19 protein-coding genes and 1 pseudogene are annotated in these 25,838 nt (G+C 70.2%); 15 read left to right on the top strand and 5 right to left on the bottom strand.

From position 1 onward, the window contains the following. The first annotated feature begins 145 nt into the window (after positions 1–145). The 12 genes and pseudogenes from uvrC to pgi all read left to right on the top strand — a co-directional run bounded on the left by uvrC (position 146) and on the right by pgi (position 16,125). A complete protein-coding gene (gene uvrC, locus ACZ4N4_RS00925; protein WP_467582989.1) occupies positions 146–2,479 on the top strand; it encodes an excinuclease ABC subunit UvrC in 2,334 nt (777 codons plus the stop codon). Further along, a complete protein-coding gene (gene rapZ, locus ACZ4N4_RS00920; protein WP_450762875.1) occupies positions 2,476–3,522 on the top strand; it encodes an RNase adapter RapZ in 1,047 nt (348 codons plus the stop codon). Before uvrC ends, rapZ begins: the two co-directional genes overlap by 4 nt. Then, complete coding sequence (locus tag ACZ4N4_RS00915) at positions 3,519–4,586, top strand: gluconeogenesis factor YvcK family protein (RefSeq protein WP_360481847.1); 1,068 nt, start codon at positions 3,519–3,521, stop codon at positions 4,584–4,586. The genes rapZ and ACZ4N4_RS00915 overlap by 4 nt, the downstream gene beginning before the upstream one ends. Further along, positions 4,577–5,566 carry a DNA-binding protein WhiA gene (whiA, locus tag ACZ4N4_RS00910; protein WP_360481844.1) on the top strand — a complete coding sequence of 330 codons (990 nt, stop codon included), beginning with the start codon at positions 4,577–4,579 and terminating at the stop codon, positions 5,564–5,566. The genes ACZ4N4_RS00915 and whiA overlap by 10 nt, the downstream gene beginning before the upstream one ends. 168 nt (positions 5,567–5,734) lie before the next feature. After that, the gene (locus tag ACZ4N4_RS00905; RefSeq protein WP_467582986.1) at positions 5,735–8,689 is read left to right on the top strand and encodes a M14 family metallopeptidase; all 2,955 of its coding nucleotides are present in this window, start codon (positions 5,735–5,737) and stop codon (positions 8,687–8,689) included. A 274-nt stretch (positions 8,690–8,963) separates the two neighbouring features. Beyond that, complete coding sequence (gap, locus tag ACZ4N4_RS00900; protein ID WP_450762881.1) at positions 8,964–9,974, top strand: type I glyceraldehyde-3-phosphate dehydrogenase; 1,011 nt, start codon at positions 8,964–8,966, stop codon at positions 9,972–9,974. Between the two features lie 151 nt (positions 9,975–10,125). After that, entirely contained in the window at positions 10,126–11,337 is a 1,212-nt protein-coding gene (locus ACZ4N4_RS00895; protein WP_365798975.1) for a phosphoglycerate kinase, read from the top strand. A 41-nt stretch (positions 11,338–11,378) separates the two neighbouring features. Continuing rightward, positions 11,379–12,134, top strand: a complete 756-nt coding sequence (gene tpiA / locus ACZ4N4_RS00890) for a triose-phosphate isomerase (protein ID WP_453574115.1) — start codon at positions 11,379–11,381, stop codon at positions 12,132–12,134. A gap of 136 nt (positions 12,135–12,270) precedes the next feature. Continuing rightward, positions 12,271–12,507, top strand: coding sequence for a preprotein translocase subunit SecG (secG, locus tag ACZ4N4_RS00885; RefSeq protein WP_079178834.1), 237 nt, complete (start codon positions 12,271–12,273; stop codon positions 12,505–12,507). Positions 12,508–12,717: 210 nt separating this feature from the next. Continuing rightward, complete coding sequence (locus ACZ4N4_RS00880; protein WP_003976875.1) at positions 12,718–13,053, top strand: RNA polymerase-binding protein RbpA; 336 nt, start codon at positions 12,718–12,720, stop codon at positions 13,051–13,053. Positions 13,054–13,172: 119 nt separating this feature from the next. After that, positions 13,173–14,400, top strand: a pseudogene (locus ACZ4N4_RS00875) (MFS transporter). A 72-nt stretch (positions 14,401–14,472) separates the two neighbouring features. Beyond that, the gene (gene pgi, locus ACZ4N4_RS00870) at positions 14,473–16,125 is read left to right on the top strand and encodes a glucose-6-phosphate isomerase (protein WP_453574042.1); all 1,653 of its coding nucleotides are present in this window, start codon (positions 14,473–14,475) and stop codon (positions 16,123–16,125) included. A 70-nt stretch (positions 16,126–16,195) separates the two neighbouring features. Here pgi and pgl read toward each other — a convergent pair whose 3' ends face one another. From pgl to tkt, 5 genes are read right to left on the bottom strand one after another with little or no spacing between them, the layout of a single operon-like run. Beyond that, entirely contained in the window at positions 16,196–16,978 is a 783-nt protein-coding gene (gene pgl, locus ACZ4N4_RS00865) for a 6-phosphogluconolactonase (protein WP_362568056.1), read from the bottom strand. Then, complete coding sequence (gene opcA, locus ACZ4N4_RS00860; RefSeq protein WP_450762893.1) at positions 16,975–18,081, bottom strand: glucose-6-phosphate dehydrogenase assembly protein OpcA; 1,107 nt, start codon at positions 18,079–18,081, stop codon at positions 16,975–16,977. The genes pgl and opcA overlap by 4 nt, the downstream gene beginning before the upstream one ends. Beyond that, positions 18,078–19,601, bottom strand: a complete 1,524-nt coding sequence (zwf, locus tag ACZ4N4_RS00855; RefSeq protein ID WP_450762895.1) for a glucose-6-phosphate dehydrogenase — start codon at positions 19,599–19,601, stop codon at positions 18,078–18,080. Before zwf ends, opcA begins: the two co-directional genes overlap by 4 nt. 1 nt (position 19,602) lies before the next feature. After that, on the bottom strand, positions 19,603–20,721 hold the full coding sequence (gene tal / locus ACZ4N4_RS00850) for a transaldolase (protein WP_467582980.1): 1,119 nt from the start codon (positions 20,719–20,721) through the stop codon (positions 19,603–19,605). 33 nt (positions 20,722–20,754) lie between these two features. Next, on the bottom strand, positions 20,755–22,842 hold the full coding sequence (gene tkt, locus ACZ4N4_RS00845; protein ID WP_467582977.1) for a transketolase: 2,088 nt from the start codon (positions 22,840–22,842) through the stop codon (positions 20,755–20,757). A gap of 377 nt (positions 22,843–23,219) precedes the next feature. Between tkt and ACZ4N4_RS00840 the strand changes: the two genes are divergently transcribed. The 3 genes from ACZ4N4_RS00840 to ACZ4N4_RS00830 all read left to right on the top strand — a co-directional run bounded on the left by ACZ4N4_RS00840 (position 23,220) and on the right by ACZ4N4_RS00830 (position 25,835). Beyond that, entirely contained in the window at positions 23,220–24,173 is a 954-nt protein-coding gene (locus ACZ4N4_RS00840; RefSeq protein ID WP_453574035.1) for a heme o synthase, read from the top strand. Between the two features lie 70 nt (positions 24,174–24,243). After that, complete coding sequence (locus ACZ4N4_RS00835; protein WP_453574033.1) at positions 24,244–24,564, top strand: hypothetical protein; 321 nt, start codon at positions 24,244–24,246, stop codon at positions 24,562–24,564. A gap of 164 nt (positions 24,565–24,728) precedes the next feature. Then, entirely contained in the window at positions 24,729–25,835 is a 1,107-nt protein-coding gene (locus tag ACZ4N4_RS00830) for an amidohydrolase family protein (RefSeq protein WP_453574031.1), read from the top strand. The last annotated feature ends 3 nt before the right edge of the window (positions 25,836–25,838 follow it).

Genomic DNA, 25,838 nt, shown 5'->3' with positions numbered 1-25,838 from the left:
GGCTGGTCCGGCCGGACCGATCCATCCGGCGGTCCGATCCATCCCGTCAGTCCCGCCTGCTCGACGGGGCCGCCGGTCCCACCGGCCCGTCGGGGTTGTCCACAGGCTCGTCGCGGTGTCGGTGCGCGCCAGTAGGGTGTGAGACATGGCCGACCCCTCCAGCTACCGCCCCAAGCCGGGACAGATCCCGGACTCTCCCGGGGTGTACAGGTTCCGCGACGAGCACCGCCGGGTGATCTACGTCGGAAAGGCGAAGAGCCTGCGCCAGCGCCTGGCGAACTACTTCCAGGACCTGGCGGGCCTGCACCCGCGCACCCGGACGATGGTCACCACCGCCGCGTCCGTGGAGTGGACCGTGGTGTCCACGGAGGTCGAGGCGCTTCAGCTGGAGTACTCCTGGATCAAGGAGTACGACCCCCGGTTCAACGTCAAGTACCGCGACGACAAGAGCTACCCGTACCTCGCGGTGACGATGAACGAGGAGTTCCCGCGCGTCCAGGTGATGCGCGGTCACAAGAAGAAGGGTGTCCGCTACTTCGGGCCGTACGGCCACGCGTGGGCGATCCGGGACACCGTCGACCTGCTGCTGCGCGTGTTCCCGGTGCGCACCTGCTCCGCCGGGGTGTTCAAGAACGCCACCCGCACCGGCCGCCCCTGCCTGCTCGGCTACATCGGCAAGTGCTCCGCCCCCTGCGTCGACCGGATCTCCCCGGAGGACCACCGCGACCTGGCCGAGGAGTTCTGCGACTTCATGGCCGGCCGCACCGGCACCTACCTCCGCCGTCTGGAGAAGCAGATGATGGAGGCCGCCGAGGCGATGGAGTACGAGCGGGCCGCCCGCCTGCGCGACGACATCGAGGCCCTGAAGAAGGCCATGGAGAAGAACGCGGTCGTGCTCGCCGACGCGACCGACGCCGACCTCATCGCGGTCGCCGAGGACGAGCTGGAGGCGGCCCTCCAGATCTTCCACGTGCGCGGCGGGCGCGTGCGCGGTCAGCGCGGCTGGGTGACGGACAAGGTGGAGGACGTCACGACCGGGGCGCTCGTCGAGCACGCCCTCCAGCAGCTCTACGGCGAGGAGACCGGGGACGCCGTCCCCAAGGAGGTGCTGGTCCCGGCCCTGCCCGAGCCGGTCGAGCCGGTCCAGGAGTGGCTCGCCGGCCGCCGCGGGTCGAACGTCTCGCTGCGCATCCCGCAGCGCGGCGACAAGAAGGCCCTGATGGAGACCGTGCAGCGCAACGCCCAGCAGGCGCTCGCCCTGCACAAGACGAAGCGTGCCTCCGATCTCACCACCCGTTCCCGGGCCCTGGAGGAGATCGCCGACGCCCTGGACCTGGACAGCGCTCCGCTGCGCATCGAGTGCTACGACATCTCGCACCTCCAGGGCGACGACGTCGTGGCCTCCATGGTCGTCTTCGAGGACGGTCTGCAGCGCAAGAGCGAGTACCGCCGCTTCCAGATCAAGGGCTTCGCCGGCCAGGACGACGTGCGCTCCATGCACGAGGTGATCACCCGCCGCTTCCGCCGCTACCTCGCCGAGAAGGAGCGGACCGGCGAGTGGGCGGAGGAGGACGGCACGGACAGCTCCGTCCCGGACGCCGGCGCACCCTCGGACGCCGATGCACGTACGGATGCCGGTGCCCTCACAGCCTTCGGCGCACCCGCGCCTTCCGGCGCACCCACACCTACCGGCGGCGCACCCACAGCCTCCGGCGCACCCCTGGCCGTCGGCGCACCCCCGACCGCCGGTCCCCCCACGACCGACGGCACCTCCACGGCCGCCGTCCCCGCCGGCACCTCCACGGCCGCCGACGCCGACGCCACCTCCACGGCCGCCGACCCCGACGGCGACAACGGCCCGATCAGCGGGTTCAAGGACGACGACGGCCGGCCCAGGAAGTTCGCCTACCCGCCCCAGCTCGTGGTCGTCGACGGTGGCCAGCCCCAGGTCGCGGCGGCCAAGCGGGCGCTCGACGAGCTGGGCATCGACGACATCGCCGTCTGCGGTCTCGCCAAGCGCCTCGAAGAGGTCTGGCTGCCCGAGGACGACGACCCCGTGGTCCTGCCCCGTACCAGTGAGGGTCTCTACCTGCTCCAGCGCGTCCGCGACGAGGCGCACCGCTTCGCCATCACCTACCAGCGCACCAAGCGCGCCAAGCGTTTCCGCTCCGGCCCGCTGGATGACGTGCCGGGCCTCGGCGAGACCCGCAAACAGGCGTTGATCAAGCATTTCGGCTCGGTGAAGAAGCTGCGGTCCGCCACAATCGAGCAGATCCAGGAGGTACCGGGGATAGGCCGCAAGACGGCCGAGACCATCGCCGTGGCCCTCGCCCAGGCGGCCCCGGCCGCTCCTGCCGTGAACACGGCGACCGGAGAGATCATGGATGACAGGGAAGACGAGGCGCCCGGGACGACGGCGGACGCCTCGGGGGAGCCCGTACCCGCGGGTGCCCCGGACGATCGGGGGCAGGAGAGATGACCGAGCGCGACGCACAGCCCACAGCCCGGCGAGATCCGGCGTTCAGCGAAACTCAGGGCGCGCCCAAGGAAACGCACAACGAGGCGGGCCAGGATCAGCCGCAGCAGACGGAAGCGGAAGCGGTCCAGGAAAACGGAGCAGAAGTGAGTACCGATGCCACTCCGGCCGGGGTGCCCGAGGCGGCCATCCCCGAGCTGGTGATCATCTCTGGCATGTCGGGAGCGGGCCGCTCGACGGCGGCCAAGTGTCTGGAGGACCTCGGCTGGTTCGTCGTGGACAACCTCCCGCCGGCCCTCATCCCCACCATGGTCGAGCTGGGCGCCCGCTCCCAGGGCAACGTGGCCCGGATCGCGGTCGTCGTCGACGTGCGCGGCCGGCGCTTCTTCGACAACCTGCGCGAGTCCCTCGCCGACCTCGACAGCCGGGGCGTCACCCGCCGGATCGTCTTCCTGGAGTCCTCGGACGACGCGCTGGTCCGCCGCTTCGAGTCGGTGCGGCGCCCGCACCCCCTGCAGGGCGACGGCCGGATCGTGGACGGCATCGCCGCCGAGCGTGAGCTGCTGCGCGAGCTGCGCGGCGACGCCGACCTGGTGATCGACACCTCCAGCCTGAACGTGCACGAGCTGCGCGCCAAGATGGACGCCCAGTTCGCCGGCGAGGAGGAGCCCGAGCTGCGGGCCACCGTGATGTCGTTCGGCTTCAAGTACGGCCTGCCGGTCGACGCCGACCTGGTCGCCGACATGCGGTTCCTGCCCAACCCGCACTGGGTGCCGGAGCTGCGCCCGTACACCGGCCTCAACGAGGAGGTGTCGGCGTACGTCTTCAACCAGCCGGGCGCCAAGGAGTTCCTCGACCGGTACGCCGAGCTGCTGCGGCTGATCGCGACCGGGTACCGGCGCGAGGGCAAGCGTTACGTGACCATCGCCATCGGCTGCACGGGCGGCAAGCACCGCTCGGTCGCCGTCTCCGAGAAACTCGCCGCCCGTCTGGCCGCAGAGGGAGTGGAGACCGTAGTCGTGCACCGGGACATGGGGCGCGAGTGACCGGACGCTCTCCACGGCTGAGCAGGCTGCGCCGGGTCGTGCCCGAGTCCCGCTCGGGCCGTCCCGTCGAGGCCCGCGGCGCCCGGCCGCGCCGGCGCGGTACCCAGCCCAAGGTGGTCGCCCTGGGCGGCGGCATGGGCCTGTCCGCCTCGCTCGCCGCGCTGCGCCGGATCACCGGCGACCTCACCGCCGTCGTCACCGTGGCCGACGACGGCGGCTCCAGCGGGCGCCTTCGTGACGAACTCGGTGTGCTTCCTCCGGGTGATCTGCGCAAGGCCCTCGCCGCGCTGTGCGGTGACGACGACTGGGGCCAGACCTGGGCCCGGGTCATCCAGCACCGTTTCCAGTCCAAGGGCGACCTGCACGAACACGCGGTCGGCAATCTGCTGATCGTCGCCCTGTGGGAACAGCTCGGCGACCACGTCCAGGCCCTGGACCTGGTCGGCAAGCTGCTCGGCGCGCACGGGCGGGTGCTGCCCATGTCCGCCGTGCCGCTGGAGCTGCAGGCCCTGGTCAAGGGGCATGATCCGGAGCGGCCGGAGGAGGTGGACATCGTCCGGGGGCAGGCCACGGTGGCGCTGACGCCCGGCGAGGTGCAGTCCGTGCACCTGGTGCCGCACGACCCGCCGGCCGTGCCGGAGGCCGTCGCGGCGGTCCTGGACGCGGACTGGGTGGTACTGGGCCCCGGGTCCTGGTTCTCCTCGGTGATCCCGCACCTGCTGGTCCCCGATCTCCTCGACGCGCTCACCGAGACCAAGGCCCGCAAGGTCCTGTCGCTGAACCTCGCACCGCAGCCGGGTGAAACCGAAGGCTTCTCCCCGCAGCGTCATTTGGAGGTTTTGGGCCGACACGCCCCTAAACTCGCCCTGGACGTGGTGCTGGCCGACGAGGCCGCCGTGCCCGACCGCGACTCGCTCACCGAAGCCGCCAAGCGGCTGGGAGCCGCGGTCGAGCTGGGCCCCGTGGCCCGGACCGACGGATCACCCCGGCATGATCCGGAGCTGTTGGCCGCCGCGTACGACCGTATTTTTCGGATGCATGGAAGGATCGGCCCATGGCGATGACGGCAGCGGTGAAGGACGAGATCTCCCGGCTACCCGTCACCCGGACCTGCTGCCGGAAGGCCGAGGTCTCCGCCATTCTGCGGTTCGCGGGCGGCCTCCACCTGGTGAGCGGGCGCATTGTGATCGAGGCGGAGCTGGACACCGCGATGGCGGCCCGGCGCCTCAAGCGGGACATCCTGGAGATCTTCGGGCACAGCTCCGAGCTGATCGTGATGGCACCCGGCGGACTGCGCCGCGGCTCGCGGTACGTGGTGCGCGTGGTCGCGGGCGGCGACCAGCTGGCCCGCCAGACCGGGCTCGTGGACGGGCGGGGCCGCCCGATCCGGGGCCTGCCTCCGCAGGTGGTCTCCGGGGCGACCTGCGACGCGGAGGCGGCCTGGCGCGGTGCCTTCCTGGCGCACGGCTCGCTGACCGAGCCCGGCCGCTCGTCCTCCCTGGAGGTGACCTGCCCCGGCCCGGAGGCCGCGCTCGCCCTGGTCGGGGCGGCCCGTCGGCTGTCCATCGCGGCGAAGGCCCGTGAGGTGCGCGGGGTGGACCGGGTGGTCGTCCGGGACGGTGACGCGATCGGCGCGCTGCTGACCCGGCTCGGCGCGCACGAGTCCGTGCTGGCCTGGGAGGAGCGCCGGATGCGCCGCGAGGTGCGGGCCACTGCGAACCGCCTCGCCAACTTCGACGACGCCAACCTGCGCCGTTCGGCGCGCGCGGCTGTCGCCGCCGGTGCCCGGGTCCAGCGGGCCCTGGAGATCCTCGCCGACGAGGTGCCCGAGCACCTCGCGGCGGCCGGCCGGCTGCGGATGGAGCACAAGCAGGCCTCCCTGGAGGAGCTGGGTGCGCTCGCCGACCCGCCGCTCACCAAGGACGCCGTCGCGGGCCGGATCCGCCGTCTGCTGGCGATGGCCGACAAGCGCGCGTCCGACCTGGGCATCCCGGGCACCGAGGCCAACCTCAGTGAGGAGATGGCCGACAACCTCGCAGGCTGAGTCACCGTCAGCGCACCGGTGCCGACGACCTCTTCGGCCGTCGGCGCCGGTGTTTGCGTCTCTTTTAGGCCACCGTGAACTGTCTGTGAGGCGCCCTTGACTCGATCATGGAGTGTCATGAGCCTGGCAGGGGTTCGCCGCCGTGGCGGACCACTGCTAGGGGGGTTCATGAGACACAGAGCGAGATCGATCCTCGCTGTCGGCGCGCTCCTGATCGGCGGAGCCGCACTCGCACCCATGGCCCAGGCGCAGACCGGGGGTTCGGCGAAGCCCGACCCCGACGAGGTCAAGGTCTTCCACGCCGACGTCACCAAGAAGCAGATTCCCCTGCTGCTCAAGGCCGGCCAGGACGGCCATGAACTCGGCGACCAGGTCACCGGATCCGGCAAGACCGAAGTCGAGGTCTATCTCACCGACGGACAGGCCCGGACCCTGGAGAAGCAGGGTGTCGACCTCACCGAGCACACGCTGTCGGCCAAGGCGGAGACGCGGGTCGCGGACGCCTCCCAGGGCGTGTTCCGCCCGTACGGCGGCAGCGGCGGGCTCAAGGAGGAGATCCTGCGGACCGCGCAGGCCAACCCCGGCCTCACCAAGGTCGAGTCCATCGGCAAGACGCTGAACGGCCAGGACATCCTCGCGCTCAAACTGACCAAGGGCGCGAAGAACTCCAAGGACGGTTCCAAGCCCGCCGTGCTCTATGTGTCCAACCAGCACGCGCGCGAATGGATCACGCCGGAGATGACCCGCCGGCTGATGCACTACTACCTGGACAACTACCGCACCGACAAGCGCATCAAGAAGATCGTCGACTCGACCGAACTGTGGTTCGTGCCGTCCGCCAACCCCGACGGCTACGACTACACCTTCCAGAACTCCGACACCCGCCTGTGGCGCAAGAACCTGCGGGACGTCAACGGCGACGGTGTCATCAGCACGGGTGACGGCGTCGACCTCAACCGGAACTTCCGCTACAAGTGGGGCTACGACGACGAGGGTTCGTCCCCCAACCCCACCAGCGAGACCTACCGCGGCGCGAGCCCCGAGTCCGAGCCCGAGACCAGGGCGCTGGACTACTTCGAGAAGCGCGTCGGATTCACGTACGGCATCAACTACCACTCGGCCGCCGAACTCCTCCTCTACGGGGTCGGCTGGCAGGTGGCCACGCCGACCCCGGACGACGTCCTCTACAAGGCGCTGGCCGGCACCCCGGACAACCCGGCGATCCCCGGCTACCACTCGCAGGTCTCCTCGGAGCTGTACACCACCAACGGCGAGGCGGACGGCCACGCGTCGAACGTCAACGGGATGGCGATGTTCACCCCCGAGATGTCGACCTGCCAGACGGCCTCGAACATCGACCCGAACGACGCCTGGAACGCCGCCGACTGCCAGTCGGTCTTCAACTTCCCGGACGACGAGACGCTGATCCAGGACGAGTTCGCGAAGAACGTGCCGTTCGCGCTCTCCGTCGCCGAGACCGCCGCACACCCCGACCAGCCGGTCTCCTCGGTCGGCCTGAGCGCCGCCGACTTCACCCCGGCCGCGTTCTCCACGTCGTACTCGCGCGGCGCCGACCAGGAGGTCTCCGTCGTCGTCCGCAAGGCGATCCGCGACAAGGAGCTGAAGTACCGCGTCAACCGCGGCCGTACGCTCGACATGGCGCTCAAGCGCTGGAAGGGCGGCGAGACCTACGGCGGTGGGGACAACCTCTACTTCGACGAGTACCGGGCCAAGGTGAAGGACGGCGTGCCGGGCGACAAGGTCGAGGTGTGGTTCACCGGGGAGACCAGGAGCGGCAAGAAGGTCTCCAGCTCGCACTTCACGTACACCGTCGCCGAGCGGCCCAAGGCGGACACGCTGGTGGTCGCCGAGGAGGGCGCCAAGGCCACCCAGGCGCAGACCTATGTCGACGCGCTGAAGGCGGCCGGGCACAAGGCGGTCGTCTGGGACGTCGCCACCCAGGGCGCGCCCGACGCGCTCGGCGTGCTGAAGCACTTCGGGACGGTCGTGCACTACTCGGGCACGAGCGGCCCCGGCAACGACACCCAGCTCCAGCTGCGCGCCTACCTCAACGAGGGCGGCAAGCTGATCGAGGCGGGCGAGCTGGCCGGCGGCAGCGTGAACCTCGGCGACGGCACCCCGTCGAACGACTTCAGCCAGTACTACCTGGGCGCCTACTCCCGCACCTCGACCAGCGGGGCCACCGGATTCACCGGCTCAGGCGCGCTGGACGGCTCCGGCGGCGCGCTCAGCGGCACCTCCGCCAACCCGCTCGACAAGGCCGGCACCTACGCCGTCACCTCCGACGAACTCGCCGCCGACACCTACCCGCAGTTCGCCAGCGCGGGCGCGGGCCAGTTCGCCGGGACCGTCAACCCGTACGGGCCGTACTCGGGGTCGTACATGGCCGCCGCGGTCCACACGGACGACGCCTACAAGCGCCTCACCCGCACCATCGACCTCACCGGTGTCACCGCGGCCGACCAGCCGGCCCTGAGCGCCAAGCTGCTCTGGGACACCGAGCCCGGCTACGACCACGCGGTGGTCGAGGCGCACGTCGTGGGCGCCGACGACTGGACGACCCTGCCCGAGGCGGGCGGTGCCACCAGCGACGCCGTGCCGAGCGAGTGCGGGGCCGGGTTCCTGATCGCCGAGCACCCGTGGCTCAAGCACTACCTGACCATCACCGGCAACCAGTGCGCCGCGAGCGGCACCAGCGGCTCCTGGCACAGCTTCACCGGCAGCTCGGCGGGCTGGCAGTCGGTGAAGTTCGACCTGAGCGCCTACGCCGGGCGGACCGTCGAGGTCTCCATCGGCTACATCACCGACCCGAGCACCGGCGGACACGGCGTCCTCGTCGACGACGCCTCGCTCCTGACCGGCGGCACGGCCACCGAGACCGAGGGCTTCGAAACCTCCCTCGGCCCCTGGAGCGTCAGCGGACCGCCGGCGGGCAGCCCGGCCGTCCTCAAGGACTGGGAGCGCACCGGAGCCCTGTTCAGGACGTACGGAGCCGTCACCACCGACCGCACCGTGCTGCTCGGTTTCGGCCTGGAACAGGTCAGCTCGGCCGCCGATCGTGCCGCTCTGGTGAAGAAGGCGTTGACGGCACTCGACAACTGACGGCGACGGCACTCGACATGTGAGCCGACCCGCTCACGAACGAGTGACAACGGGCTGAAACGCGGTCGGCATTCCGTGACAAAACCGCGTGATACGACGCTCGATCCGGGGCGGTCCGTACCCCTACTGGCGGGTACGGACCGCCTCGCCGTGTATGGGGCATCTGGATGTCACCTCGGGAGCCTCAGGGAGGTAGGGTCGTGGGTGGTCGGGGACATCCCAAATACAGCTCGCCGGCACCGCATGGCCGGCGTACCAACGAGGAGATCGGTTCGTGACGATCCGCGTAGGCATCAACGGCTTCGGCCGTATTGGTCGCAACTACTTCCGCGCGCTGCTGGAGCAGGGTGCAGACATCGAGATCGTGGCTGTCAACGACCTGGGTGACACCGCGACCACCGCCCACCTGCTCAAGTACGACACGATCCTTGGGCGTCTCAAGGCCGAGGTCTCGCACACCGCCGACACCATCACGGTCGACGGTCACACCATCAAGGTCCTGTCCGAGCGCAACCCCTCCGACATTCCGTGGGGCGAGCTGGGCGTCGACATCGTCATCGAGTCGACCGGCATCTTCACCAAGAAGGACGACGCCGCCAAGCACATCGCCGGTGGTGCGAAGAAGGTCCTCATCTCGGCTCCGGCCAAGGACGAGGACATCACCATCGTGATGGGCGTCAACCAGGACAAGTACGACCCGGCGAACCACCACGTCATCTCCAACGCCTCCTGCACCACCAACTGCGTGGCGCCGATGGCGAAGGTCCTCGACGAGAACTTCGGCATCGTCAAGGGCCTGATGACGACGGTGCACGCGTACACCAACGACCAGCGGATCCTGGACTTCCCGCACAAGGACCTGCGTCGCGCGCGTGCCGCCGCCGAGAACATCATCCCGACCACCACCGGTGCCGCGAAGGCCACCGCCCTGGTCCTGCCGCAGCTCAAGGGCAAGCTCGACGGCATCGCGATGCGCGTCCCGGTCCCGACCGGCTCGGCCACCGACCTGGTCGTGACGCTGCAGCGCGAGGTCACCAAGGACGAGGTCAACGCCGCGTTCAAGAAGGCCTCCGAGGACGGCGACCTGAGCGGCTACCTGGCGTACACCGAGGACGAGATCGTCTCCTCGGACATCGTCGGCGACCCGGCCTCCTGCACCTTCGACTCCTCCCTGACCATGGTCCAGGAGGGCAACACGGTGAAGATCCTCGGCTGGTACGACAACGAGTGGGGCTACTCCAACCGCCTCGTCGACCTCACGGTCTTCGTCGGCAACCAGCTCTGATCGGCCAAGCAGGCACCTCGATGCGGTAGCAGGGCTCGGGCAGCGCACGGTCGCGCCGCCCGAGCCCTGACGCACGTAAGGATCGACCCGGCGGCTACGGTTCGATCAGCCCTCGTACGATCAAGAGCCCTCCTGTAGGAGTCCCCAAACCATGAAGACGATCGACGAACTCCTCGCCGAAGGGGTCGACGGCAAGCGGGTCTTCGTCCGCGCCGACCTCAACGTGCCGATGTCCGACGGCCTCATCACCGACGACGGCCGTATCCGCGCCGTCCTGCCCACCGTCAAGGCCCTCGCCGACGCGGGCGCCAAGGTGGTCGTCGCCTCCCACCTGGGCCGTCCCAAGGGCGCCCCGGACCCCAAGTTCTCCCTGCTCCAGGCCGCCGAGCGGCTCGCCGAACTCCTCGGCGCCCCGGTCGCCTTCGCCCAGGACACCGTCGGCCCCGCCGCCCACGACGCGGTGAACGGCCTGCAGCCCGGCCAGGTCGCGGTCATCGAGAACCTGCGCTTCAACGCCGGCGAGACCGCCAAGGACGACACCGAGCGCGGTGAGTTCGCCGACCAGCTGGCCGCCCTCGCGGACGTCTACGTCGGCGACGGCTTCGGCGCCGTGCACCGCAAGCACGCCTCCGTCTACGACCTCCCGGCCCGGCTGCCGCACTACGCCGGCTACCTGATCGCCACCGAGGTCGGCGTCCTGAAGAAGCTCACCGAGGACGTCCAGCGCCCCTACGTGGTGGTGCTCGGCGGCGCCAAGGTCTCCGACAAGCTCGCCGTCATCGACGAACTGCTGGGCAAGGCCGACCGCCTCCTCATCGGCGGCGGCATGGTCTACACCTTCCTCAAGGCCAAGGGGTACGAGGTCGGCAGCTCCCTCCTCCAGGAGGACCAGCTCGGCACCGTCACCGAGTACCTGGAGCGCGCCGAGAAGACCGGCGTGGAGATCGTCCTGCCCGTCGACACGCTGGTCGCGCCCGAGTTCCCGGACCTGTCGGGCAAGGCCCCGTCCCACCCCAGCACGGTCGCCGCGGACGCCATGCCGGCCGGCCAGATGGGCCTGGACATCGGCCCGGAGACGGCCAAGCTGTACGCCTCGAAGCTCGCCGACGCCGCCACCGTCTTCTGGAACGGCCCGATGGGCGTCTTCGAGCACCCCGACTACGCCGCGGGCACCCGGGCGGTCGCCCAGGCTCTCGTCGAGTCCAAGGGCTTCACCGTCGTCGGCGGCGGTGACTCCGCAGCCGCGGTACGCATCCTCGGCTTCGACGAGAACGCGTTCGGACACATCTCGACCGGTGGCGGCGCCTCCCTCGAATACCTCGAGGGCAAGACGCTCCCCGGCCTCGCCGCACTGGAGGACTGACCTACATGGCTGAATCTATTTCTTCTGGGCGCACGCCGATCATGGCGGGCAACTGGAAGATGAACCTCAACCACCTCGAGGCCATCGCGCACGTCCAGAAGCTCGCCTTCGCCCTGGCCGACAAGGACTACGAGGCCGTCGAGGTCGCCGTCCTGCCGCCCTTCACCGACCTGCGTTCCGTGCAGACCCTGGTCGACGGCGACAAGCTCAAGATCAAGTACGGTGCCCAGGACCTCTCGGCGCACGACTCCGGCGCCTACACCGGCGAGATCTCCGGCCCGATGCTGACCAAGCTGAAGTGCACGTACGTGGTCATCGGCCACTCCGAGCGCCGGCAGTACCACGCCGAGACCGACGAGATCGTGAACGCCAAGGTCAAGGCCGCCTACAAGCACGGTCTGACCCCGATCCTGTGCGTCGGCGAGGAGTTGGAGGTCCGCGAGGCGGGCAACCACGTCTCCCACACCCTCGCCCAGGTCGAGGGCGGTCTCAAGGACGTCCCGGCCGAGCAGGCCGAGTCGATCGTGATCGCCTACGAGCCCGTCTGGGCCATCGGCACCGGCAAGGTCTGCGGTTCCGGGGACGCCCAGGAGGTCTGCGCCGCGATCCGCGGCAAGGTCGCCGAGCTGTACAGCCAGGAGCTGGCCGACCAGGTCCGCATCCAGTACGGCGGCTCCGTCAAGGCCGGCAACGTGGCCGAGATCATGGCGCAGGCCGACATCGACGGCGCGCTGGTCGGCGGCGCCTCGCTGGACGCGGACGAATTCGTCAAGATCGTGCGCTTCCGCGACCAGTGAGCAGAACTGCGAGTAGGCGGTAGCGGCGATCCGTCGTACCCTTGCGGGGCCGAAACTGTTACGAGGAGCCCGCTCCGGGCTTCGATCCCGGTTTCGGCCCCGCAGTCCATCCGTATCCGAGGAAGTTGGTCCAGCCGTGGTTTTGGGGTTCTCGATCGCCCTGATCGTCTTCAGCCTGCTGCTGATGCTGCTGGTGCTGATGCACAAGGGCAAGGGCGGCGGCCTCTCCGACATGTTCGGTGGCGGCATGCAGTCCTCCGTCGGCGGCTCCTCGGTCGCCGAGCGGAACCTGGACCGGATCACTGTGGTGATCGGTCTGCTGTGGTTCGCGTGCATCATCGTCCTCGGCATGCTGATGAAGACGAACAGCTGATCCGCGACTCGCACACACGCACAATCCGCACGTAAGGCCCCATGTTCGGTACGCGCACCTGAGCGCGGCCTATCATGGGGCTTGCGTCTAGGTGCGGGGGCGGTAACTCCCAACACTGGACGCGCGTTGGGCCTTACGTAGACTGAGGCGCTCGCAACGAAGCGACACGCCGACTCGCTTCGCGGCACCATCACGCAGGGAGTTACGACCGTGGCAAGTGGCAACGCGATCCGAGGTAGCCGGGTCGGGGCGGGGCCGATGGGCGAGGCCGAGCGCGGCGAGTCCGCGCCGCGTCTGCGCATCTCCTTCTGGTGCTCCAACGGGCACGAGACGCAGCCCAGCTTCGCCAGCGACGCGCAGGTGCCCGAGACCTGGGACTGCCCGCGCTGCGGCTTCCCGGCCGGTCAGGACCGGGACAACCCGCCGGACCCGCCGCGCACCGAGCCGTACAAGACGCACCTCGCGTATGTACGGGAGCGGCGCAGCGACGCGGACGGCGAGGCGATCCTCGCCGAGGCGCTCGCCAAACTGCGGGGCGAGATCTAGGAGTTGAGGCCGGCCAGGTGCCTGAGGGCGCCTGGCCGGAGCTGTCTTCGCGGCCGGGACCCGGGCCGTTGTCAGTGGTGCCCTCTACGGTTTGTGCATCGGCGAATCGTGAGGGGGCGATGGTGACGGTGCAGGAGTTGGCGCCCGCGTGGCGCGGGGGATTCGGGCGGCTGTGGACGGCCGCCGTGGTCTCCCGGTTCGGAGACGCGTTACGGACGTCCGCGCTGCCCCTGCTGGCCGCGCGCCTGACCGACGACCCTCTCGCCATCGCCTCGGTGACCGCCTGCGGCTATGTGCCGTGGCTGCTGTTCGGACTGCTCGGCGGTGCCGTCGCGGACCGGGTGGACCAGCGGCGCGCGATGTGGGCCGTGGACACGGTACGGGGGCTGCTCGTCGGCGCCTTCGCCCTCGCCGTGGGGCTCGGCCACGCCTCGATCCCGCTGCCGCTCCTGCTCGCCTTCGCGCTGACCACGCTCCAGACGCTCTTCGACAACGCGTCCACGGCCCTGCTGCCCTCCCTGGTCGACCGGCAGACACTGGGCGGGGCCAACGCCCGGCTGATGACCGGACAGCAGATCGCCGGCGGCCTGCTCGGCGCCCCGCTCGTTCTTCGCGGCCGACGCGAGCACCTACCTGGCGGCCGCGGCCCTGGTCGCCTCCCTGCGGACACGGCCACCCGAGCGGGCGCCACGCCTGGCCGGCAGCACCCTGCGCACCGAGATCGGCGAAGGCCTGCGCGCCCTGTGGCAGGGCCGCGCCCTGCGCGCCACCTGCGTGGCCACCCTGCTCTGCAACATCGGCATGGGCGCCCTGATCGCCACCCTGGTGCTGCACGTCACGCGCTGGCTGCAGGCCGGCACCGCGGGATACGCGGCGGCCCTGACCGCGTACTCGGTCGGCAGCATCACCGGCGGCTTCCTCGCCCAGCGCATCTCCCGCCGCACCGGGCGGGTGCGCGCCCTGCTGGTCGCCGGGACCGTCCAGACGTCGTCCCTGCTCCTCATCGGCACCGTCCGGCACCTCGGCGCGCTCGTCGCCGGGATGTTCCTGCTCGGCGCGATGAACATGGTGTGGAACGTCAACCAGGTCACGCTGATGCAGCAACGCGCGCCCGAGTCGATGACCGGCCGGATCGCCGCCGCCTTCCGCACCTCCTCCACGTCGGGCGCGCCGCTCGGCGCCCTCCTCGGCGGAGCCGTCGCCGGGGCGTACGGCCTGAACGGGCCCGCGCTGCTCGCCGCCGTCCTGTTCGGTCTGGCCGTCACCTCGTTGATACCGGTGCGCAAGCCGGACGTACCTGTTGTTGCGCCGCGGGACGGCGCGACAGCAGGCCGCGTCCCACGCTGATCAATTAGGTTGGAACGGCAGCGGGGCAGGTACGCAACAGGACAGGTGCAAGGAAGAAGGCTGAAGTCGCACATGAACGCAGACGGCCGTACCAGGCTCAACCAGACGCCCGAGTGGACCGCGCTCGCCAAGCACCGGGAGGAGCTCGCCGACACCCATCTGCGGGACCTGTTCGCGGCCGACCCGGCGCGCGGCACGGGCTACACCCTCCAGGTCGGTGACCTCCACATCGACTACTCGAAGCACCTGGTCAACGACGAGACGCTGCGGCTGCTGCGGGAGCTGGCCGCCGCCACCGACGTCTTCGGCCTGCGGGACGCCATGTTCCGCGGCGAGAAGATCAACGTCACCGAGAACCGCGCGGTGCTGCACACGGCGCTGCGTGCCCCGCGGGACGCGGTGATCGAGGTCGACGGCGAGAACGTCGTACCGCAGGTGCACGCGGTCCTGGACAAGATGAGCGGCTTCGCCGACCGCGTCCGCTCCGGCGCTTGGACCGGCCACACCGGCAAGCGCATCAAGAACGTGGTCAACATCGGCATCGGCGGCTCCGACCTCGGTCCCGCGATGGCCTACGAGGTGCTGCGCAGCTTCACCGACCGCGATCTGACGGTCCGCTTCGTGTCCAACGTCGACGGCGCCGACCTGCACGAGGCCACCCGTGACCTGGACGCGGCGGAGACCCTGTTCATCATCGCCTCGAAGACCTTCACCACCATCGAGACGATCACCAACGCCACCTCCGCCCGGAACTGGGTGCTGGGCGAGCTGAAGGCCGGTCAGGACGCCGTCGCCAAGCACTTCGTGGCCCTCTCCACGAACTCCGAGAAGGTGTCGGACTTCGGCATCGACACGGCCAACATGTTCGAGTTCTGGGACTGGGTCGGCGGCCGCTACTCCTACGACTCGGCCATCGGCCTCTCGCTGATGATCGCGATCGGCCCGGACCGCTTCCGCGAGATGCTCGACGGCTTCCACCTGGTCGACGAGCACTTCCGCACCGCCCCCGCCGAGTCCAACGTCCCGCTCCTGCTGGGGCTGCTGGGCATCTGGTACGACAACTTCCACGACGCCCAGTCGCACGCGGTCCTGCCGTACAGCCACTACCTGTCGAGGTTCACGGCGTACCTCCAGCAGCTGGACATGGAGTCCAACGGCAAGCACGTGGCGCGGGACGGCAAGGAGGTCGAGTGGACGACCGGCCCGGTCGTCTGGGGCACGCCCGGCACCAACGGGCAGCACGCCTACTACCAGTTGATCCACCAGGGCACGAAGCTGATCCCGGCGGACTTCATCGGCTTCGCCGAGCCGGTCGCCGAGCTGAGCGGTGAACTCAAGGCGCAGCACGACCTGTTGATGGCGAACTTCTTCGCCCAGACGCAGGCGCTGGCCTTCGGCAAGACGGCCGAGGAGGTCCGCGCGGAGGGTGTGCCGGAGGAGCTCGTCGCGCACAAGACCTTCAAGGGCAACCGCCCGACGACCACCATCCTCGCCCGCGAACTGACCCCGTCGGTCCTCGGCCAGCTCGTCGCCCTCTACGAGCACAAGGTGTTCACCCAGGGCGCCGTCTGGAACATCGACTCCTTCGACCAGTGGGGCGTGGAGCTCGGCAAGGTCCTCGCCAAGCGCGTGGAACCGGCACTGACGGAGGGCGCGGAGGTACCCGGCCTGGACCCGTCGACAACGGCCCTGGTGGCCAAGTACCGGGAGCTGCGCGGGCGTTAGGCCCGGTCATGGAAGAGCCCGTACGGCCACCGGGCCGTACGGGCTCTCCACTGGTTTTTTCAGGGCTTCGTCACGGCGAAGCCGGTGGGTACAGCGAGCGGGGCAGCTGAGCCGCTGCTGCCGCGTCCAGGAGCCACAGGGTGCGCTGGCGGCCCCGGGCGCCCGCTGCCGGGGCCTGGATCTCGCCCGCGCCCGAGAGGGCGATGGCGACGGCCTCGGCCTTGTCCTCGCCCGCCGCCAGCAGCCAGACCTCGCGGGCCGAGCGGATGGCGGGGAGGGTGAGGGAGACCCGGGTCGGCGGCGGCTTCGGGGAGCCGTGGACGCCCACCACCGTGCGTTCCGTCTCCCGGACCGCGGGCAGCTCCGGGAAGAGCGAGGCCACGTGGGTGTCCGGGCCGACGCCCAGCATCAGGACGTCGAAGGTGGGCACCGAGCCGTGGTTCTCCGGGCCGGCCGCGCGGGCCAGTTCCGCGGCGTAGGACTCGGCGGCCGCCTCCACGTCCGCGCCCCAGGGACCGTCCGACGCGGGCATGGCGTGCACGCGCTTAGGGTCCACCGGCACCTGGTCGAGCAGGGCCTCGCGGGCCTGGGTGTCATTGCGCTCCGGGTCGCCCTCGGGCAGGAAGCGTTCGTCGCCCCACCACAGGTCGAGCCGGCCCCAGTCGATGGCGTCCCGCGCCGGAGCCGCCGCGAGGGCCGCGAGCAGGCCGTTGCCGTTGCGGCCGCCCGTGAGGACCACGGACGCCTCGCCCCGGGAGGCCTGGGCGTCCACGATCTTCGTGATCAGGCGGGCCGCGGCGGCCTGCGCCATCAGCTCCTTGTCGTGGTGCACGACCAGCTGGGGGGTGCTCATGGTGCCTTCACCCTCTTCTTCAGCGGTTCCTTCGCCGCCGCTTCGGGCGCGGCAGCTTCCGGGGCAGCGGCTTCGGCGGCCGGTTCTCCTTTGGCCGACGGCTCGGGGGCCTGGGCCTCAGGAGTGGCCTGGGCGGCCGGAGCGGCCGGAGCCTCCGGTTCCGCGGCCGGCGAGGCCGACGCGTTCAGCCGTTCCACACCGAACCGCAGGGCCGAGGCGTAGGTGTCGTCCGGGTCGAGCCGCCGCAGTTCCTCCGCGATCAGCTCGGCCGTCTCCCGCCGCTTCAGCGCCACCGCCCGGTCCGGCTGGCCGTCGATGGACAGGGTGGCGAGGGAGCCGTCCGCGCGGTCGAGCGCGATCGCCCCCTGGCTGGTGTCGAGACGGACCGCCGTCAGGCCGGGGCCCGACGAGAGGGAGCGCTTGACGGGGACGTCCAGCCGGTCCGCAAGCCACATCGCCAGCAGCTCACAGCTCGGGTTGAACTCCTCGCCCTCCACCTCGACGGCCTTGACCTCGCAGACCACCTGGTCCAGGGCCGCCGCCAGCATCGAGCGCCAGGGCGTGATCCGGGTCCAGGACAGGTCCGTGTCGCCGGGGGTGTAGGCGTCCGCGCGGGCGGACAGCTCCCGTACCGGCTGCTCGGAGGAGTAGGTGTCGGTGACCCGGCGCTGGGCGAGGGCGCCCAGCGGGTCCTTCGCCGGATCGAGGGGGGCGTTGACCGGCCACCAGACGACGACCGGCGCGTCCGGCAGCAGCAGCGGCAGCACGACCGAGTCGGCGTGGTCGGCGACCTCGCCGTACAGCCGCAGCAGCACCGTCTCGCCGGAGCCCGCGTCCGCGCCCACCCGGACCTCGGCGTCCAGGCGGGACGCCGTGCGGTCGCGGGGGGAGCGGGAGACACGCTTGATGACGACCAGCGTGCGCGAGGGGTGCTCGTGCGAGGCGTCGCCGGCGGCCTTCAGGGCGTCGTACGCGTTCTCCTCGTCGGTGACGATGACGAGGGTGAGCACCATGCCCACGGCGGGCGTGCCGATGGCCCGGCGGCCCTGTACCAGCGCCTTGTTGACCTTGCCGGCCGTGGTGTCCGTGAGGTCTATCTTCATGGCCGGCGCCAGCTCCGTCCGTCTCGTGCGAGCATCTCGTCGGCCTCGGCGGGACCCCAGGTGCCCGACGGGTACTGGGCGGGCCTGCCGTGCTGGTCCCAGTAGTCCTCGATCGGGTCGAGGATCTTCCAGGACAGCTCGACCTCCTCCGTGCGCGGGAAGAGGTTGGCGTCGCCGAGCAGCACGTCCAGGATCAGCCGCTCGTAAGCCTCCGGCGAGGACTCGGTGAACGACTCGCCGTAGGCGAAGTCCATCGACACGTCCCGGATCTCCATCGAGGTGCCGGGCACCTTGGAGCCGAAGCGGACCGTGATGCCCTCGTCGGGCTGGACGCGGATGACGATCGCGTTCTGGCCCAGCTCCTCCGTCGCCGTGTGGTCGAAGGGGGAGTGCGGGGCCCGCTGGAAGACCACCGCGATCTCAGTGACGCGGCGGCCCAGACGCTTGCCGGTGCGCAGGTAGAAGGGGACACCCGCCCAGCGGCGGTTGTCGATCTCGACCTTGATCGCGGCGTAGGTGTCGGTCTTCGACTTGCCGTCGATGCCGTCCTCTTGGAGGTAGCCGGTGACCTTCTCGCCGCCCTGCCAGCCGGCCGCGTACTGGCCGCGCACGGTGTGCTTGCCCAGGTCGTCCGGCAGCCGTACGGCGCCGAGCACCTTCTCCTTCTCGGCGGCCAGCGCGTCCGCGTCGAAGGAGGCGGGCTCCTCCATCGCGGTCAGGGCCATCAGCTGGAGCAGGTGGTTCTGGATGACGTCACGGGCGGCACCGATGCCGTCGTAGTAGCCGGCGCGGCCGCCGATACCGATGTCCTCGGCCATGGTGATCTGCACGTGGTCCACGAAGGACCGGTTCCAGATCGGCTCGAACATGGTGTTGGCGAAACGGAGCGCCAGGATGTTCTGGACGGTCTCCTTGCCGAGGTAGTGGTCGATCCGGAACACCTGGTCCGGTTCGAACACCTCGTGCACGACCTTGTTGAGCGCCTCGGCCGACTTCAGGTCGTGGCCGAAGGGCTTCTCGATGACCGCGCGCCGCCAGGAGCCGCCGCTCTGGTCCGCCAGGCCGTGCTTCTTCAGCTGCTGGATGACGACCGGGAAGGACCGCGGCGGGACGGACAGGTAGAAGGCGAAGTTGCCTCCGGTGCCCTGCGCCTTGTCCAGCTCCTCGATGGTGGAGCGGAGCCGCTCGAAGGCGTCGTCGTCGTCGAAGGTGCCCTGGACGAAGCGCATCCCCTGGATGAGCTGCTGCCAGACCTCCTCGCGGAACGGGGTGCGGGCGTGTTCCTTGACGGCGTCGTGGACCTCGGCGGCGAAGTCCTCGTTGGCCCACTCGCGGCGGGCGAAGCCGACCAGGGAGAAGCCCGGCGGCAGCAGACCCCGGTTGGCGAGGTCGTAGACCGCGGGCATGAGCTTCTTGCGGGAGAGGTCGCCCGTGACGCCGAAGATGACCAGACCGGACGGTCCCGCGATACGCGGGAGCCGTCGGTCTGCGGGGTCACGCAGCGGGTTGCTGCTCGACAATTTAGCCCTCCGAGGGGGCCAGGCGCTCCAGCTCCGCCTGGGTCGACTTGAGCAGGTCGTTCCAGGAGGCCTCGAACTTCTCGACGCCCTCGTCCTCCAGAACCTGGACCACGTCGTCGTACGAGATGCCCAGCCGCTCGACTGCGTCGAGGTCGGCGCGGGCCTGCTCGTAGGTGCCGGTGATCGTGTCGCCGGTGATGTCGCCGTGGTCCTCGACCGCGAAGAGGGTGGCCTCCGGCATGGTGTTCACCGTGTTCGGCGCGACCAGGTCGTCGACGTACATGGTGTCCTTGTACGCCGGGTCCTTCACACCGGTCGACGCCCACAGCGGACGCTGCTTGTTGGCGCCCGCGCTCTCCAGCGCGCTCCAGCGGGGGGTCGAGAAGACCTCCTCGTACGCCTGGTAGGCGAGCCGGGCGTTGGCGACGGCGGCCTTGCCGCGCAGCGCCTTGGCCTCGTCGGTGCCCAGGTCGTTCAGGCGCTTGTCGATCTCGGTGTCCACACGGGACACGAAGAACGACGCCACCGAACGGATGAGCGAGAGGTCCAGGCCGCGCTCCTTGGCCTTCTCCAGGCCGGTCAGGTACGCGTCCATGACCTTGCGGTAACGCTCCAGCGAGAAGATCAGCGTGACGTTGACGCTGATGCCGAGGCCGATGACCTCGGTGATCGCCGGCAGACCCGCCTCGGTGGCCGGGATCTTGATGAGCGTGTTGGGGCGGTCCACCAGCCAGGCCAGCTGCTTGGCCTCGGCGACGGTCGCCTTGGTGTTGTGCGCCAGGCGCGGGTCGACCTCGATCGACACCCGGCCGTCCTGGCCGTCGGTCGCGTCGAACACCGGGCGCAGGATGTCGGCGGCGTCGCGGACGTCCGCCGTGGTGATCATGCGGACGGCCTCTTCGACGGTGACCTTGCGGGCGGCGAGGTCCGACAGCTGCTGGTCGTAGCCGTCGCCCTGCGAGATCGCCTTCTGGAAGATCGTCGGGTTGGTGGTGACGCCCACGACGTGCTGCTGGTCGATCAGCTCGGCGAGGTTGCCGGACGTGATCCGCTTGCGCGACAGGTCGTCCAGCCAGATCGCGACGCCTTCTTCGGAGAGGCGCTTGAGTGCGTCTGTCATGGAATTACATCTCCTACGTGTCGTATGTGAGCGTCAGCGCTGGGCGGCGGCGATGGATTCCCGGGCCTTGGCGGCCACGTTCTCGGCAGTGAAGCCGAACTCGCGGAAGAGCACCTTGCCGTCGGCGGAAGCACCGAAGTGCTCCAGGGAAACGATGCGGCCGGCGTCCCCGACGTACTTGTGCCAGGTGAGGCCGATACCCGCCTCGACCGACACCCGCGCCTGGACGGACGGCGGCAGCACGCTGTCCCGGTACCCCTGGTCCTGCTCCTCGAACCACTCCACGCAGGGCATGGAGACGACCCGGGTGGGCACGCCGTCGGCCTCCAGCTGCTCGCGCGCCTCGACGGCGACGTGCACCTCGGAGCCGGTGGCGATGAGGATGACCTCGGGGGTGCCGTTCGAGGCCTCGAAGAGGACGTAACCGCCCTTGACCGTGTCCTCGTTGGACTCGTACACCGGCACGCCCTGGCGGGTCAGCGCCAGGCCGTGCGGAGCGCCCTTGCCGAAGACCTTGGTGTAGCGCCTGAGGATCTCGCGCCAGGCGATCGCGGTCTCGTTGGCGTCCGCCGGGCGGACCACGTTCAGACCGGGGATGGCGCGCAGCGAGGCGAGGTGCTCGACCGGCTGGTGCGTCGGGCCGTCCTCGCCGAGACCGATGGAATCGTGCGTCCACACGTACGTCACCGGCAGGTGCATCAGCGCCGACAGCCGCACGGCGTTGCGCATGTAGTCGGAGAAGACGAGGAACGTACCGCCGTAGACACGGGTGTTGCCGTGCAGGGTGATGCCGTTCATCTCCGCGGCCATGGAGTGCTCGCGGATACCGAAGTGGATGGTGCGGCCGTAGGGGTTCGCACCCGGCAGCGGGTTGTCCGCCGGCAGGAACGAGCTGTCCTTGTCGATGGTCGTGTTGTTCGACCCGGCGAGGTCGGCGGAACCGCCCCACAGCTCCGGGATCACGGCACCGAGCGCCTGGAGCACCTTGCCCGAGGCCGCGCGGGTGGCGACGCCCTTGCCGGGCTCGAAGACCGGGATCTTCTCCTCCCAGCCCTTGGGCAGCTCGGCCGCGGCGATGCGGTCGAACTCGGCGGCCCGCTCGGCGTTGCTGTCACGCCACAGCTGGAACGACTTCTCCCACTCGGCCTTGGCGGCGGCACCGCGCTCGCCGGCCTGGCGGGTGTGGGCGAGGACCTCCTCGGCGACGTCGAAGGACTTCTCCGGGTCGAAGCCGAGGACTCGCTTGGTGGCCGCGACCTCGTCCTCGCCGAGCGCCGAGCCGTGGGCGGCCTCGGTGTTCTGCGCGTGCGGGGCGGGCCAGGCGATGATCGAGCGCATCGCGATGAAGGACGGCTTGTCCGTCACCTTCTTCGCGGCCTCGATCGCGTTGTAGATGGCGTGCGGGTCCAGGTCGCCGTCCGGCTTCGGGGCGACGCGCTGGACGTGCCAGCCGTACGCCTCGAAGCGCTTGACGGTGTCCTCGGAGACGGCCGTCTCGGTGTCGCCCTCGATCGAGATGTGGTTGTCGTCCCACAGCAGGACCAGGTTGCCGAGCTTCTGGTGGCCGGCCATCGAGGACGCCTCGGCGGAGATGCCCTCCTGGAGGCAGCCGTCACCGGCGATGCAGTAGATGAAGTGGTCGAAGGGGGACTCGCCCTGCGGCGCGTCCGGGTCGAACAGGCCGCGCTCGTAGCGGGCGGCCATGGCCATGCCGACGGCGTTGGCGACACCCTGGCCGAGCGGTCCCGTGGTGGTCTCCACGCCCTTGGTGTGGCCGTACTCCGGGTGGCCCGGGGTCTTCGAGCCCCAGGTCCGGAAGGACTCCAGGTCTTCCAGCTCCAGGCCGAAGCCGGCCAGGTAGAGCTGCGTGTAGAGGGTCAGCGACGAGTGACCGGCGGACAGCACGAAACGGTCGCGGCCCACCCAGTCGGGGTCGGACGGGTCGTGCCGCATCACCTTCTGGAAGAGGGTGTACGCGGCCGGCGCCAGGCTCATCGCCGTACCCGGATGGCCGTTGCCGACCTTCTGTACGGCGTCGGCGGCCAGGACGCGGGCGGTGTCGACGGCCCGCTGGTCCAACTCGGTCCAGTCGAGGTCTGTGGTGGTCGGCTTGGTGCTCACCCTGGGTCAGGGCTCCTCTCCACATGTTCGGTTACCGGTCCACGGGCACACGCCCGCACCGGCTGCCGGTGCACTGGGTGCCCACCGGCCGCTGTCGAGCCTACCCCCGTAAGGACGTGCGTTTTTTCGAGTGTTTCCAGACTGCCGGGCCTTGCGGGGATCCGCCTCCCGACTGGCCGAGAAGGCATTCGGCACATGAATACGGAACCGCTCATCTGACTGCTCAACCGAGCCCCCGTCCCCCTCTTCCGAGACGCCCCCCAACACGACCCCACCCCCGCGAAGGTCGGGGTATGGGCAACGTCTAAAGTGGCGTGGTACGCGCGAGCCTTCACCGTGAGTTCACACGGCGGGCTCGCTGGGAGTCTCTGTCAGGGGTGTGCGTGACGGCCGTCGAATCCCGTCCAGCGGGGGTACTCGGTGCGAGCGAGAGCCCGAGTCACCGGCCGTTCGGGGCCCGTGTCAAAGCTTTCGTGGCGCTGACCAAGCCGCGGATCATCGAGCTGTTGCTCATCACCACCGTTCCGGTGATGTTCCTGGCGCAGCAGGGCGTGCCCGACCTGACGCTGGTGCTGCTCACCTGTGTCGGCGGCTACCTCTCGGCGGGCGGCGCCAACGCGCTGAACATGTACATCGACCGGGACATCGACGCGCTGATGGACCGCACCGCGCAGCGTCCGCTGGTGACCGGCATGGTCAGCCCGCGCGAGTGCCTCGCCTTCGGCATCACCCTGGCGGTCGGCTCCACGCTGCTGTTCGGTTTCACCGTCAACTGGCTGAGCGCCTGGCTGTCACTCGGAGCGCTGCTCTTCTACGTCGTCGTCTACACGATGATCCTCAAGCGCCGTACCTCGCAGAACATCGTGTGGGGCGGCATCGCCGGCTGTCTGCCGGTGCTGATCGGCTGGTCGGCCGTCAAGGACTCCATGTCGTGGGCGCCGGTCATCCTCTTCCTCGTCATGTTCTTCTGGACACCGCCGCACTACTGGCCGCTGTCCATGAAGGTGAAGGACGACTACGCGCGCGTGGGCGTGCCGATGCTGCCGGTGGTCGCCTCCAACAAGGTGGTCGCCAAGCAGATCGTCATCTACAGCTGGGTGATGGTCGCGGTCTCGCTGCTCCTCACCCCCCTCGGCTACACGGGCTGGTTCTACACGCTGGTCGCCCTGGTGGCGGGCGGCTGGTGGCTCTGGGAGGCGCACGCGCTCCAGAACCGCGCGAAGGCCGAGGTGACGGGCGGGAAGCTCAAGGAGATGCGGCTGTTCCACTGGTCCATCACCTATGTGTCGCTGCTGTTCGTGGCGGTGGCCGTGGACCCCTTCCTGCACTGACCCCCACGCGGGCCCACATCACACCGCCCTGCCCTCGCCAGTCGATCTACTCGTGAGTAGCATCCTGCTCATGGCAGACACGCAGCAGGTTGACCAGAAGGCCGAGCGCAAGGTCGCGCGCCTCGCCAGGCAGATCAGCACCTTCGCCAAGGCCCACGGCGGCGCCGAGGGCCAGGTGGCCCACATCGGCGAACGCGGCGCGCGGATCGTCCTCGTGGGTGAGGACGGTGGCTGGGGCGACCTGGTGGCCCCGAGCACCGAGATCGCCCGGCAGGCGGTGGAGAAGGCGGGCATCACCGTCCACGAGTCCTTCGACGGCGAGTTCGCGGCGAAGGTCCAGACCGGCCCGTACGAGTGGAAGCGCATGGCCGGCATTCAGATCGGCGGCTGAGACAACGCGCCCCGGCAGGGGCGCGGGGCTGTACCGATGCGCGGCTCCGCCGCGTGGACGCGGCCAGCCGCCACCGGCCGGCAGCCGAAGTACGGCCGCGCACCGCGACCTCCATCCCGGTTCACCCGTTAAGACGGTATGCAGCCGTCCACGGGGGAGCCCGGATGATCGAAACGCCGTCCCTGGTGGACCAGTACTGCCACGGAGTGCTGCGTACGGAGCTCGGCCTGGGCACCTTCGAGGCCCAGCTCGCCCGCACCGAAGGCCCCCCGGCCCCCGGCACCACCCTGTTCGACACCCAGACAGGTTTCGCGGTACGGCGCTGGTGTCCCCCGCTCCTCGGCCTGGAACCCCACTGTCCGCCCGCCCGCTACCTGGCCCGGCGCCGTGAACTCGGCGTCCTGGAGGCGGGCCGCCGGCTGCTGCGCGGCAGCGGCATCACCACCTACCTCGTCGACACCGGCCTCCCAGGCGACCTCACCGGCACCGCCGAGATGGCCTCCACCGGGGCCGCCGAGGCGCGGGAGATCGTCCGCCTGGAGCTGCTGGCCGAACAGGTCGCCGACACCTCCGGCACCGTCGAGTCCTTCCTCGCCAACCTCGCCGAGTCGGTGCACGGCGCGGCGGCGAACGCGGTCGCCTTCACCTCCGTCGCCGGACTGCGGCACGGCCTCGCCCTGGCCCCCGAGCCGCCCGGACCCGGTGAGGTGAGAGGCGCCGCGGGCCGCTGGCTGGCCGGCCGCCGGGTCGGCGGCGAGCTGACCGACCCGGTTCTCCTGCGGCACCTGCTGTGGATCGCCGTCGCCTCCGGTCTCCCGCTCCAGCTGCACGCGGGCCTCGGCGAGCCCGGCGCCCGGATCGACCGCACCGACCCGGTCCTGCTGACCGACTTCGTCCGGGCCACCGCGGGCCTGGGCACCGACCTGGTCCTGCTGCACGGCTACCCGTACCACCGCCACGCCGCCCACCTGGCCGGCGTCTTCCCGCACGTGTACGCCGACTCGGGCGCGGCCCTGGTGCGTACCGGCGCACGAGCCGCGACGATCCTCGCCGAGATCCTGGAACTGGCCCCCTTCGGTAAGATCCTCTTCTCCAGCGGCGCCCACGGCCTGCCCGAACTGCATGTCGTCGGCGCCCGCCTCTTCCGTGAGTCCCTCGCCCGGGTCCTCGGCGGCTGGGTCGCGGAGGACGCCTGGTCGCTGGGCGACGCGCAGCGCGTGGCCGGGCTGATCGCGGCGGGGAACGCGAAACGCGTGTACGGGCTGGGGTGACCT

It is taken from the genome of Streptomyces sp. NPDC026538 (assembly GCF_055567535.1).
Note: the sequence above shows the minus strand (reverse complement) of the source record. Positions and strands in the feature narration are given on the sequence as shown.